The organism is Actinomadura sp. NPDC049753 (assembly GCF_040674655.1).
Classification (GTDB): Bacteria; Actinomycetota; Actinomycetes; order Streptosporangiales; family Streptosporangiaceae; genus Spirillospora; species Spirillospora verrucosospora.
The window spans coordinates 76,647-89,101 of record NZ_JBFARL010000005.1; the positions used below are offsets into that span (position 1 = coordinate 76,647).

The window sequence follows — 12,455 nt, forward strand, 5'->3', positions numbered from 1 at the left end:
GAAGCACAGGTCACTGCCCTGCGGCTAGCGTGGCCGAAGGCTCAGCCGCCGTCCACGGGGAAGAGCCACTCCAGTGCGGCGAGAGACTTGTCGAGGTATTTGCGGTGCCCGGTTCCGAGCCCGTAGGCCATGTCCTCCAGCACGCCGCACCTGGCGTAGAAGCCCGCGCGCGCCGTGACGTCTTCGACGTCGGCCCGGTACCCGCTCAGGGCCCGGTCCAGAGCTTCAGGCCCGAGGTCGCGGTAGAGCAGGCCGAAGTCACGGGCCGGATCGGTGATCGCGGCGTCGCTCCAGTCGATGACCCCGGTCACGGTCCACGCGTCCGGGTCGACGAGGACGTGTTCGATCCCCAGGTCGTTGTGGGAGAACACCAGCTCACGCGGGTCGGCCGGAGGCGGGGCGCCGAGAAACGCCTCCACGGCGGGACGGTGCGCGGGCGGCACCACCACTTCGGAGATCGAGGCGTAGATCTGCGCGGACTCCTCCGCCCACACCGCCAACGGCGCGTCGTCGGCCTCCACCAGGCCCGCCATCTCGGCGACGGGAACCGCGTGCAGCGCGCCGAGGAACTCCCCGAGCGCGACGGCGACCGAGCCGCCGTGGTCCGATCGCCGCATCGGATCGGCATCGATCAGGGGGAGACCTGGGAGCTTGAAGTAGGCCAGGCAGCCCTGCTCGGCGACCGTGAAGCTCGGCTCGGGCACCGGTACGGGCGACACGTCCGCGACGGCGGCGAGCAGGCGGGCTTCGTCGCGGACCACCGCGGCCCGGCTCGCGGGGTCGGACTCCTTGCTGAAACGGACGATCAGCTCATCGTTGACCTGGAAGGCGATGTTGTCCTCGCCCTCTCCCAGCAGCACCACGGAGTCGACGTCGTAGCCGGGCATCTGCGCCGCCACCACGTCCCGGACGTCCGCGGCCCGGTCGTTCCCCTGCCTCACCATGCGCCGACGCCTGCCCCACCCTCGATCCTCGTCATCCGTCGACGCTATCGCCTGATCGAACGACTTACGGAGACGGCCGCATGAGCACACCGCACGATCCCGCCGGCAGCGCCCGGCCCTGGCCCACCGACAAACTGAACGCGTTGCGCCTCGGCCGGCGGTTGGTCACCGAGGTCCCCGGCACCCGAACCGGTCGGCGTGCCTTCGTCGACATCACGCCGCTCAGCACCCCGGCCGACGCACAAGCCCGGCGAGAAGGCTGGGGACGAGCCGCCCACGGCCGCAGCTTCCGGTTGCAGCACTGGGACTATGACGCCCAGCTGATCGCCGGTTTCGACTACGACATCGGAGCCGTTCTGGTCAAAGCCACGACGGTCGCCGGTGAGGACGAGCTGACCGCGACGCTCGAAGCGTGGCAGCTGCACCCTGGCCGGTTTCTGTATCCCTGGGAGACCGACGATCCGAAGTAGTCCCAGGACGTTGAGAAGCGTCCCGACGGAGATTCATGCTTCGCGGACGAAAGTGGCACAGTCCGGGCAGTCGTCAAGGTAGCGGTGCCGGCACTCGACGGTGTGCTGCAGAAAGGTGATCGCCTGCTGTCGGTGGGCGACCTCACTTTCGAGTGCGCCGATCTTCGCCCTCACGACCGCCTGTGCCGCCGACCTCGTCGGTGACATCGCGGCGGTGACCTCGGGCAGTGAGAGCCCGACTCGCCGCAGTTTCAGCACCGTCCGCGCTTGCTCCAGAGCACTGTCGTCGTAGACGCGGTAGCCGTTGCCGTCGCGACGCACGGTGAGCGCCCCGGCGTCTTCCCAGTGCCGCAGCACGTGGGCCTCGACCCCGAGTTCGGCGGCCGCTTCCCCGATCTTCATCGCCACGCGCGCCTTGCCTTCATGTCGACCTGAACCCTTAGCGTCTCGATCATGCCTGACAGCACCCGCATAGAGGGCCCCCACCCCCCTTCATCGATCCTGGTCACCGGCGCGGCCGGCAATCTCGGGCGGGAAGTCGTCGCCCGTCTCCAGGCACAGGGCGGGCATGTCCGGAGGCTTGTGCGCCGTCAGACGCCTCCGCGTGCCGGAGCCGAGTCCGTGGTCGGCGACCTTACGGATCCCGCTGTTGTCCGCGAGGCGCTCGCGGGCATCGACGCCGTCTTTCTCATCTGGCCGCTGCTCGATTCCGCCCCCGCCCATGACGTGGTCGCGGAGCTGACCGCGGCAGGACCCCGTGTCGTCTACCTGTCCACGACCGCCATAGACGACGAAGCCGCTCGCCAGAGTGATCCCATCGCCCAGGTGCACAGGGACATGGAAGGTCTGCTCCACGAAGCCGGCCTGCATCCGGTGGTGCTGCGCAGCGACACGTTGGCCTCCAACACACGTGGCTGGGCACCGCAGTTGCGGGCGGGCGACGTGGTCTCAGGTCTGGATATCGCGCGCACAGCCGTCGTGGACGAGCGGGATGTCGCTGACGCGGCCGTGGCCGTACTGCTCGCGCGTCACGACCGGCTGGACCAGGGGTCGCATGTACTGACGGGCCCCGAGGTCCTCAGCCGCGCCGACCAGGTCGCTCACCTCGGTGCCGCTCTCCGGCGGCCTCTGCGCTTCCAGGCGCTTCCCGCCGATCTGGCGCGATCGAGGATGCTCGCGGACGGCCGTCCCGAGCCGCTGGTCGACGCGCTGATCGCCGCCTCGGTGCGGCGACCGGAGTCGAACCGCATCACCGATCACGTCGAGCGCCTGACCGGCCGACCGGCGGGCACCTTCGCGAAGTGGGCGCTGGACCACGTCGCCGACTTCGGGTGAGTGGCTGCTCCGGTCAGACTTCCCAGCGGGCGGCTTCGAGGACGGCGGTGACGTGGTCGACGGCTTCCCGGCAGAGGTGCGGCATGCACTCCCGGAGCGGCTCGACGATGGCATCGGGAACGGTGCCGTACTCGACGAGGTGGCCCAGGGAGTGAGCGATCTCCTCCTGGACCACCGGGTCGGCCTCCCGTGTGAGCGCGTCGGCAAGCGGCAACACGATCGGGGACGTGTCCAGACCGGCCTCGCATGCACCGATGAGCAGATCCCCGAGGCCCGCGGCCGCCAGTTCGCGGGCCTTCGGCTCCCCGTCGGACAGTCGCCCCGCCAGCTTCTCGATCGTGGCCGCCTGCTTCGGAGGACGGGCGCCGTCCCTTCCGGAGGCGGCCGGCTCCGACGCGCCGCCGGTCGGACCGTGTGGCTTCACGCCGTTCACCTCAAGCCCGGGTCGGTCTGCTCATTCCGGAATCCCTCATGCCGTGCGGTGCTCTGCCTCGGCCCCTCCTCCGGATGTTCTCAGTTCAGGGCCGGGGCGAGCGTCTCTCCGCCGGTCAGGGGCGAAGGACGATCTTGCCGTGGGTGTGGCGCCGCTCCAGCTCGCGGAAGGCGTCCCGCACCTGGTCCAGCGGGTAGACGTTGGCGATCGTCACTTCCAGTTCCCCCCGTGCGGCGAGACGGGCCAGCTCGCCGAGGACGGCCGCGCACGCCGCCGTGCTCTCTCCGGCGGTCTGCGCGCCGACCCTGGCCGCGGTCCCCCAGTCGCGGATCGTGTTGATCCGCTCGGGCCGCACGCCCAGCTCCACCGCCAGGTCGACGTAGCCGGTGCCGAACGTGTCGATGAACGCGTCGACCGTCCCGCCGGAGGCCTGCTCGATTCGCTCGGCCACGCCGTCCCCGTACTCGACCGGGATGACGCCGTGCTCCTTCAGCCAGGCGTGGTTCGGCTCGCTCGCCAGCCCGATCACCGTGGCGCCGCGCCGCCGCGCGAGCTGAACGGCGAGGGACCCGACGCCGCCCGCCGCGCCGGAGACCACGACCGTGTCGGACGGTCCGGGGTCGACCGCGAACACGCAGGCGTACGCGGTCGCGCCCGCCACCTGCAACGAGCCGGCCACGTCCCAGGACAGCCCCGCCGGACGCGGCGTCAGCCGGACGTCGTCGACCGCGACGAACTCCGCGTGGCTCGCCCTGTCATGGGTGAAGCCGAGGACCTCGTCGCCCACCGCGAACCCGCGCACCTCCGGCCCGAGCTCCACCACGACACCGGCCAGGTCGGTGCCCTGCCCGGAGGGGAACGTCGCCGGCCAGCGCGCGTGCAGCCCGCCCTCCCGGATATGCGTCTCGCCGGGCTGGATCCCCGCGGCGCGGACCTCCACCAGCACCTGCCCGGGGCCGGGCACCGGACGCTCCACCTCCTCCACCCGCAGGACGTCGATCCCGCCGTACTCGTGGAACCGCACCGCCTTCATCGCGTGATCACCGCTCTTCCTCGTTCGGGCAGGCCCCGGATGGCCGCGACTTGAGCCTGCCTTGCTCGCGGCGGCCTAGAAACGGACCGCTTTCCCTAGGATCACCGGTCCGAGGATGCGGGGGACGAGCGGTGCTGCCGGAGCCGCCGCCCGTCCCTCGCCTCGCCGGCCGCTCGCACCGGCAGATCCGTTGAGCCCCCTCCCGTGTCGGGCGCCGCTGCTAGCGTCGCGGCCATGATCGACAACCCCCGGGCGGCCCTTCCCGACGAAGACGCGCTGATCGTGCCGGAGCGGTGGCGGAGCGGCCTGCATCCGCGGCGCGGTGGGGCGCCGGGTCCGGAGATCATGCTCGACGCGGGGGCGAGCAAGGCGGTCGCGCGGGCGGTGGACGAGGCGCGAGACGGGATCGAGCTCATCCTGAGCGACCCGGGAATCCCGCCCGAGCTCGCCGCCGCGGCGCGTGCCCATCTCGGCGGTGACCCCGACCCGCGCGGGGCGGCCGTCCTGTCGCTGGTCACGGCGGGCGAGTCCGTCTGGGGACGCGAGCACCGGCGGTACGTGGACGCGTGGGCCTTCGAGCACGGCGTCGTGTTCGCCGCGTGTGCGCTCGTCGACCGGTGGGGCCTGGAGACGGCGCCGGCCGGGGAGAGCCCGGACGGGCGGCGAAGCAAGATCGTCCGGTGGGTCGGTCCGAGCAGGGGCCCTGTCCGGGGGTTGCCGGACGGAGCCCTGCGCGTCCGCTCCATGCTGGCGGCCGCGAGCGACGCGCAGTATGCCGAGGCCGCCGAACGGCTCGCCGAGCGGCGGTCCTCGGTCCGGCAGCGGCTCCTGACCGCCTACCTGGTCCCGACGCGCGACGACTGGGTGAGCGAGCTGTGCGCGCGCCCCCACGCGGCGCCCCGCGGCGTGCTCCTCCGGTGCCTCGGGACGTCCGCGCACCTCGGCCTCCTCGGCGTCCGGGCAGGGCTGACCGCCGCCGACTGCTACGAACCGGAGAACCTGCACGCGCTCGCCGACGGGCTCGGGACGGCCGCCGTTCCGCTCCTGGTCCCCGCACTGGACGAGTACCTGGACTCCCCGCGACGGCGGGACGCGCTGCTGGACGTGCTGAGCGTCCTGCCGTCCGACGAGGCGTTCCGCGCGCTGCTCCGGCGGCGTTCCGACCCGCACGTCAGCGGTGCGCTGATGGCGGCGATGAAGCGGTTCCCGATCCGGGCGGTGCGCGAGCTGGCCGCGGAGGGCGACGCCGACCTGCTCGACGGGCACGTGCGCGGCGACCTCGACGTGATCAGGACCGCGCTGCCCGGGCTTCCGGAGGACGCCCGCGCCGCGGTCGAACGGATCATCGCGGGTCTCGACACGATCGCCGACGCCGATCCGGCGGACCTGCCGGCCGTCCTGGCGGACCCGCCCTGGGCCCGGAAGCGGGAACGGCCGGAACCCGTGGTCATCAAGGGGCTGTCCGCGCCGGAACCGTCCCTCGTCTGGGCCGAGGACGGGCGCGACACCCGGTGTGAATGGGCGCTGCCCGTCCCTCACGGGTGGAGCCGCGACGGCGAGCCGTGCGGACCGTGGGAGGCGCGGATCGCCGACTTCGAGTCGGGCCGGATCAGGAGATTCGAACAGGTGGCCCTTCTCTGCCTCGCTCCCGTCGAGCAGGTCCGGCATCTCGTAGCGGGCTGGTACGTGCCGAAGGACAATTACGGCACCCAACGGGAACCCGAGAGGTGGGTGCCGAGGATCGCCGAACGGTTCGGCCTGGACGCGCTCACCGCCGTCGTGAAGGGCGCCCGGAGCAGGCCGTCGGAGTGCGGGCACGTGCTCGTCCCGTACGCCGCCGAGCCGGCCGCCGAACTGGTCGCCGGCTGGCTGCTGCGCGGCGGGGCGGGCGGCTCGCACGCGGAGGCGTGGCTGCGCAGGCACGGTCCCCAGGCGGTGCGGCTCCTGCTCCCCGCCGCGTTCGGCAGGCCGGGCAGGCGCCGGGACGCGGCCGAGTACGCCCTGCACTTCCTCGCCCGCGAACTCGGGCGCGACACCGTGGTCCAGATCGCGCGCGAGACTCGGGGCGAGGTGGGCGACGCCCTGGCGGCGGTGCTGGACCGCGGCGCCGACGACCTCGTCCCCCGGAAGGTCCCCGAGATCGGCGAGTTCGCCGACCCGGCCGTCCTGCCCCGGGTGCGGCTGGCGGACGGCGGGCGCGCGCTGCCGGCCACCGCCGTCCGGCATCTGCTGACCGTCCTGGCGATGTCTCCGCCGGACGCCCCCGACCCTGGCATCCAGACCGTGCGGGACGCGTGCGACGGCGAGTCGCTGGCCGCGTTCGTGTGGGCGCTGTTCGAGCGGTGGCGTCGTTTCGGAGAACGGCCCGATGACGCGTGGGCGCTCACGGCGGTCGGGTGGTTCGGCGACGACGGCGCCGCGCGGCGCCTCGCCCCCGTCATACGCGCCTGGCCGGGCGAGAACGGCCACCACAAGGCGGTCAAGGGCCTGGACGTGCTGGCGCTGATCGGCACCGAGGCCTCGCTGATGCTGCTGGACGGCATCTCGCACAAGGCCCCGTTCAAGGCGATCAAGAAGCGGGCCGAGGAGAAGATCCAGGAGGTCGCCGCGCGGCTCGGGCTGACGGGCGAGCAGCTCGCCGACCGCCTCGTCCCCGGCATCGGCCTGGACCCGGACGGCGGCATGACCCTCGACTACGGTCCCCGGCGCTTCGTCGTCGGGTTCGACGAGCAGCTCAAGCCCTTCGTGACGGACGAGGACGGCCGCCGCCGCGCCGCGCTGCCCAAGCCCGGCGCGAAAGACGACCCGGACCTCGCGCCCGCCGCCCACGCCGCGTTCACGCAGTTCAAGAAGGACGTCCGGGCGACCATGCCGAACCAGGTCCGGCGCCTGGAGCTGGCGATGGTGACCGGGCGCCGGTGGACGCCGCGAGAGTTCACGACGCTGCTGGTGCGGCATCCGCTGGTGTGGCACATCGTGCGGCGCCTGGTCTGGCTCGCGGAGTCGGACGGAGCCGCCCTCCCGTTCCGGCTCGCGGAGGACCGCACCCTCGCCGACGCCGGTGACGACGAGCTGGTTCTCCCCGACGGCGCGCGGGTCGGAGTCGCCCATCCGGTGTCGCTCGGCGACTCGCTCGGCACCTGGTCGGAGATCTTCGCCGACTACGAGATCATCCAGCCTTTCCCGCAGCTCGGCAGGGACGTGCACCGGCTGACCGATGAGGAGCGGCAGGCCGTCCGGCTGGAGCGGTTCGAGGACCTCACCGCCCCCTGGGGCAAGGTCGTCGGGCTGGAGCGGCGGGGCTGGCGGCGCGGCACGCCGCTGGACAACGGCACCGAACGCTGGGTCTCCCGTCCCGTCCCGGGCGGCCTGCACCTCGTGGTCGAACTCGATCCGGGAATCCAGGTCGGCTGGGGCGACGGCAACGACGACCAGGTCCTCCGCACGGTGCGGCTCGCCGACGAGCCGAGCGACCACCACCCCTGGGAATCCGGCTCCGCGCACCGGCTCGGCGAACTGGACGAGGTGACCGCCTGCGAGATCCTGGCGGACCTCAGCTCGATCACCTGACATCGCCCACCCGGAACACGCGGAAGGCCGCTGTCCTGCGAGCGGAGGCCTCCCTGCGCGAAGAAGCGGGTCCGGCAGCGCCGGACCCGCTTCGTGTAGGCGGCGGTCAGATCACCTGGACGGCGACCAGATCACCGCGGCTGGTGGGCCGCGTGGCGCAGGGCCCGCATGACTTCTCGATGCGGGGTGCCCGGCTTGACCTCGACGACCAGGTCCTTGTAGGAACCGTCGTCGATCACAACGTTGAAGACCGCCTCCACCGTCTCCGGCTCCGGGTGCGCCCCCGGCTCCGGCTTCGGCTCGGGCTCTTCATCGCTGTAGTTGATCTGTTCGAGGGCCTCCCACACGGCTGCGGCGGGGTCGATGCTCTGGGGATAGACACGTCGTCCCATTCGTTCTTTGCCTCGCATTTCGGTTCGGTCCCGCAAGCGGGACGGCCTGGGAGAGACCGTCCTGGCAGAGGAGAACGACGCCATTCGGTGCCGCGTCGGAGCACTGCTGTGAAAGGCACAGTTCGGAGCCTGGGCCGCGTGGGGTGGGCGAGGGTGCGGACGCTCGGTCGAGCTCCTGGACTCGGAAGTCGCCCCTACAGAAACGGGCGAGGCCCCTTCCGGAGATTCCGGAAGGGGCCTCGCCTTTGCGCTTCTTCGGTGCGCGTCAGCCGCCTCAGCGGTTGTACTGACCGAAGTCGTACTCCTCCAGCGGGACGGCCTCGCCGGAGCCCTGGCCGAAGGCGTACTCGGCGCCGTCGTCGTAGGAGCCGACGGAGTACACCGCCGCCTTCGCCTCCTCGGTCGGCTCGACCCGGACGTTGCGGTACTGCGGCATGCCGGTACCGGCCGGGATGAGCTTGCCGATGATGACGTTCTCCTTGAGGCCGAGCAGCGGGTCGCTCTTGGCGTGCATCGCGGCCTCGGTGAGCACCCGGGTCGTCTCCTGGAAGGACGCCGCCGACAGCCACGACTCGGTCGCGAGCGAGGCCTTGGTGATGCCCATCAGGACGGGGCGGCCGGCGGCGGGGACCCCGCCCTCGGCCACGACGTTCCGGTTCGTCTCCTCGAAGATCGGCCGCTCGACCAGGTCACCCGGGAGCAGGTCGGTGTCGCCCGACTCCAGGATGTTCACCCGCTTCAGCATCTGGCGGACGATGATCTCGATGTGCTTGTCGTGGATCGACACGCCCTGCGACCGGTACACCTCCTGCACCTCCTGGACGAGGTGGAGCTGCACGGCGCGGGGACCGAGGATGCGCAGCACCTCGTGCGGGTTGATCGCACCCGCGATGAGCTGCTGGCCGACGCCCACGGCCTCGCCCTCCTTGACCAGGAGGCGGGACCGCATCGGCACCGGGTAGGCGATCTCGTCGGAGCCGTCGTCCGGGACGATGACGACCTTGCGGGCCTTCTCCGTCTCGTCGATCTTGACGCGGCCGGCGACCTCGCTGATCGGGGCCACACCCTTGGGGATGCGGGCCTCGAACAGCTCCTGGACACGCGGCAGACCGTGCGTGATGTCGCCGCCCGCCACACCGCCGGTGTGGAAGGTGCGCATCGTCAGCTGCGTGCCGGGCTCGCCGATGGACTGCGCGGCGATGATGCCGACGGCCTCGCCGACGTCCACGCGCTTGCCGGTGGCCAGCGAGCGGCCGTAGCAGGCGGCGCAGACACCGATCTTGGCCTCGCAGACCAGGGCGCTGCGGGTGCGGACCTTCTCCACGCCCGCCTCGACCAGGCGCGTCACGACCGCGTCGGACAGGTCGGTGTCGGCGGGGAAGATGACCGTCCCGTCGACGACGACGTCCTCGGCGATGGTGCGGCCGACCAGGCTCGTCTCCGAGGTGGCGAGCTTGACCAGGGTGCCGTCCTGCAGCCGGTCGGCGACCTCGAAGGGGATCGTGCGGTCGGTGCCGCAGTCCTCCTCGCGGACGATGACGTCCTGCGCGACGTCCACCAGGCGCCGGGTCAGGTAACCCGAGTCGGCGGTCCGCAGCGCGGTGTCGGCCAGGCCCTTGCGGGCGCCGTGCGTCGAGATGAAGTACTCGACGACCGACAGGCCCTCGCGGAACGACGACTTGATCGGACGCGGGATGGTCTCGCCCTTGGGGTTGGAGACCAGGCCACGCATACCGGCGATCTGGCGGAGCTGCAGCGGGTTGCCTCGGGCGCCCGACTGGATCATCATCCAGATCGGGTTGGCCTTCGGGAACGCCTTCTCCATGTCCACCGCGACGTCCGCGGTGGCCTTGTTCCAGATCTCGATGAGCTCCTGCTTGCGCTCGTCGTCGGTGATCAGGCCGCGGTTGAACTCCCGCTGCACCTTCTCGGCGCGCGCCTCGTAGCCGCCCAGGATCTCCGCCTTGTTGGGCGGCGTGATGACGTCGTCGATCGCGATCGTGACGCCGGACCTGGTCGCCCAGTGGAACCCGGTGCTCTTCAGCGCGTCCAGCGCGTTGGCGACGGCCACCTTCGGGTAGGTCTCCGCCAGCTCGTTGACGATCGCCGAGAGCTGCTTCTTGCCGATCTCGTCGTCGACGAACGGGAAGTCGTCCGGCAGCGTCTCGTTGAACATCGCGCGGCCGAGCGTCGTCTCCAGCCGGTAGGGCCGGCCGGGCTCGTAGCCCTCGGGCGCCTTCCAGCCGCGCGGCGGCGGGACGTCCTTGAGCCGGATCTGGATCCGGGCCTGCAGGTCCAGCTCGTGCCGGTCGTAGGCCATGATGGCCTCGCCGATCGAGCCGAACGCGCGGCCCTCGCCGACCGCGCCGTCCTTCTGCGTCGTCAGCCAGTACAGGCCGATGACCATGTCCTGGGTGGGCATGGTGACGGGCTTGCCGTCCGACGGCTTCAGGATGTTGTTGGTCGACAGCATCAGGATCCGCGCCTCGGCCTGCGCCTCGGCGGACAGCGGCAGGTGCACCGCCATCTGGTCGCCGTCGAAGTCCGCGTTGAACGCGGTGCAGACCAGCGGGTGGATCTGGATGGCCTTGCCCTCGACCAGCTGCGGCTCGAACGCCTGGATGCCGAGCCGGTGCAGGGTCGGCGCCCGGTTCAGCAGCACCGGGTGCTCGGTGATGACCTCTTCCAGCACGTCCCACACGACCGGGCGGGCCCGCTCGACCATCCGCTTGGCGGACTTGATGTTCTGCGCGTGGTTGAGGTCGACCAGCCGCTTCATGACGAACGGCTTGAACAGCTCCAGCGCCATCTGCTTGGGCAGGCCGCACTGGTGCAGCTTCAGCTGCGGGCCGACGACGATGACCGAACGGCCGGAGTAGTCGACGCGCTTGCCCAGCAGGTTCTGCCGGAACCGGCCCTGCTTGCCCTTGAGCATGTCGGACAGCGACTTCAGCGGACGGTTGCCCGGCCCGGTGACCGGGCGGCCGCGGCGGCCGTTGTCGAACAGCGCGTCGACGGCCTCCTGCAGCATCCGCTTCTCGTTGTTGACGATGATCTCGGGAGCGCCGAGGTCGAGCAGGCGCTTGAGCCGGTTGTTGCGGTTGATCACCCGGCGGTACAGGTCGTTCAGGTCGGACGTGGCGAACCGGCCGCCGTCCAGCTGGACCATGGGACGCAGGTCCGGCGGGATGACCGGGATGCAGTCCAGCACCATGCCGAGCGGGCTGTTGCGGGTGTTGAGGAACGCCGAGACGACCTTCAGCCGCTTGAGGGCGCGGGCCTTCTTCTGGCCCTTGCCGGTGCGGATGATGTCACGCAGCTTCTCGGCCTCGGCGTCGAGGTCGAAGTTCTGGAGCCGCGCCTGGATGGCCGCGGCGCCCATGCCGCCCTCGAAGTACTTGCCGAAGCGGTCGCGCATCTCGCGGTAGAGCAGCTCGTCGCCCTCCAGGTCCTGGACCTTGAGGTTCTTGAAGCGGCTCCAGACCTCGTCGAGGCGGTCGAGTTCGCGCTGCGCGCGGTCGCGCAGCTGCTTCATCTCCCGCTCGGCGCCGTCGCGCACCTTGCGCTTCTGGTCGGCCTTCGCGCCGGCCTCCTCCAGCTCCGCCAGGTCGCCCTCCAGCTTCTGCTGGCGGGCCTCGACCTGCGCGTCGCGGGCCTGCTCGATCTGCTGGCGCTCCACGGAGATGTGGGCCTCCAGCGTCGGCAGGTCGCGGTCGCGCCGCTCGGCGTCCACGCTGGTGATCATGTAGGCCGCGAAGTAGATGATCTTTTCGAGATCCTTCGGGGCCAGGTCCAGCAGGTAGCCGAGCCGGGACGGGACGCCCTTGAAGTACCAGATGTGCGTGACGGGCGCGGCCAGCTCGATGTGGCCCATCCGCTCACGGCGCACCTTGGCGCGGGTCACCTCGACGCCGCAGCGCTCACAGATGATGCCCTTGAACCGGACGCGCTTGTACTTGCCGCAGTAGCACTCCCAGTCGCGGGTAGGACCGAAGATCTTCTCGCAGAAGAGCCCGTCCTTCTCCGGCTTGAGGGTCCGGTAGTTGATCGTCTCCGGCTTCTTCACCTCGCCGTGCGACCACTGGCGGATGTCGTCGGCGGTCGCCAGACCGATGCGAAGCTCGTCGAAGAAGTTGACGTCAAGCAACTGTTTTCCCCTTGAGTTCTCAGACCTCGTCGACGCTCATCGCGCCCTCGTTCGGACGGCGGGAGAGGTCGATGCCGAGCTCCTCCGCGGCGCGGAAGACGTCCTCGTCGGTGTCGCGCATCTCGATGGAC

9 protein-coding genes are annotated in these 12,455 nt (G+C 71.1%); 3 read left to right on the forward strand and 6 right to left on the reverse strand.

The window, feature by feature from the left end; all coding sequences use genetic code 11:
- Positions 1 to 41 precede the first annotated feature (41 nt).
- Positions 42 to 944: a phosphotransferase gene (locus AB0K37_RS02860; protein ID WP_363973808.1), complete on the reverse strand. Its 903-nt coding sequence runs from the start codon at positions 942 to 944 to the stop codon at positions 42 to 44.
- A gap of 80 nt (positions 945 to 1,024) precedes the next feature.
- Here AB0K37_RS02860 and AB0K37_RS02865 point away from each other — a divergent pair, with 80 nt between their 5' ends.
- On the forward strand, positions 1,025 to 1,414 hold the full coding sequence (locus tag AB0K37_RS02865; RefSeq protein WP_363973811.1) for a hypothetical protein: 390 nt from the start codon (positions 1,025 to 1,027) through the stop codon (positions 1,412 to 1,414).
- 33 nt (positions 1,415 to 1,447) lie between these two features.
- On the opposite strand, the gene AB0K37_RS02870 is transcribed toward AB0K37_RS02865, so the two are convergent.
- Positions 1,448 to 1,816 carry a MerR family transcriptional regulator gene (locus tag AB0K37_RS02870; RefSeq protein WP_363973839.1) on the reverse strand — a complete coding sequence of 123 codons (369 nt, stop codon included), beginning with the start codon at positions 1,814 to 1,816 and terminating at the stop codon, positions 1,448 to 1,450.
- Between the two features lie 51 nt (positions 1,817 to 1,867).
- Between AB0K37_RS02870 and AB0K37_RS02875 the strand changes: the two genes are divergently transcribed.
- Entirely contained in the window at positions 1,868 to 2,749 is an 882-nt protein-coding gene (locus AB0K37_RS02875) for an NAD(P)H-binding protein (RefSeq protein WP_363973814.1), read from the forward strand.
- Positions 2,750 to 2,762: 13 nt separating this feature from the next.
- Here AB0K37_RS02875 and AB0K37_RS02880 read toward each other — a convergent pair whose 3' ends face one another.
- Positions 2,763 to 3,173 (reverse strand): hypothetical protein, encoded by a 411-nt coding sequence (locus AB0K37_RS02880; protein WP_363973817.1) that lies wholly within the window; start codon positions 3,171 to 3,173, stop codon positions 2,763 to 2,765.
- A 124-nt stretch (positions 3,174 to 3,297) separates the two neighbouring features.
- Entirely contained in the window at positions 3,298 to 4,215 is a 918-nt protein-coding gene (locus AB0K37_RS02885; RefSeq protein ID WP_363973820.1) for an NADP-dependent oxidoreductase, read from the reverse strand.
- A gap of 234 nt (positions 4,216 to 4,449) precedes the next feature.
- On the opposite strand from AB0K37_RS02885, the gene AB0K37_RS02890 reads away from it, so the two are divergent.
- Positions 4,450 to 7,785 carry a DUF4132 domain-containing protein gene (locus tag AB0K37_RS02890; RefSeq protein ID WP_363973822.1) on the forward strand — a complete coding sequence of 1,112 codons (3,336 nt, stop codon included), beginning with the start codon at positions 4,450 to 4,452 and terminating at the stop codon, positions 7,783 to 7,785.
- Between the two features lie 131 nt (positions 7,786 to 7,916).
- On the opposite strand, the gene AB0K37_RS02895 is transcribed toward AB0K37_RS02890, so the two are convergent.
- Both AB0K37_RS02895 and AB0K37_RS02900 read right to left on the reverse strand, forming a co-directional pair.
- On the reverse strand, positions 7,917 to 8,177 hold the full coding sequence (locus AB0K37_RS02895) for a hypothetical protein (protein ID WP_363973825.1): 261 nt from the start codon (positions 8,175 to 8,177) through the stop codon (positions 7,917 to 7,919).
- Positions 8,178 to 8,451: 274 nt separating this feature from the next.
- Complete coding sequence (locus tag AB0K37_RS02900; protein WP_345187007.1) at positions 8,452 to 12,324, reverse strand: DNA-directed RNA polymerase subunit beta'; 3,873 nt, start codon at positions 12,322 to 12,324, stop codon at positions 8,452 to 8,454.
- Positions 12,325 to 12,455 lie beyond the last annotated feature (131 nt).

Coding starts and splice junctions, on each gene's coding strand:
- AB0K37_RS02865 (WP_363973811.1), top strand. CDS start 1,025: ATGAGCACACCGCACGATCCCGCCGGCAGCGCCCGGCCCTGGCCCACC.
- AB0K37_RS02870 (WP_363973839.1), bottom strand. CDS start 1,816: ATGAAGATCGGGGAAGCGGCCGCCGAACTCGGGGTCGAGGCCCACGTG.
- AB0K37_RS02895 (WP_363973825.1), bottom strand. CDS start 8,177: ATGGGACGACGTGTCTATCCCCAGAGCATCGACCCCGCCGCAGCCGTG.
- AB0K37_RS02885 (WP_363973820.1), bottom strand. CDS start 4,215: ATGAAGGCGGTGCGGTTCCACGAGTACGGCGGGATCGACGTCCTGCGG.
- AB0K37_RS02875 (WP_363973814.1), top strand. CDS start 1,868: ATGCCTGACAGCACCCGCATAGAGGGCCCCCACCCCCCTTCATCGATC.
- AB0K37_RS02890 (WP_363973822.1), top strand. CDS start 4,450: ATGATCGACAACCCCCGGGCGGCCCTTCCCGACGAAGACGCGCTGATC.
- AB0K37_RS02860 (WP_363973808.1), bottom strand. CDS start 944: ATGGTGAGGCAGGGGAACGACCGGGCCGCGGACGTCCGGGACGTGGTG.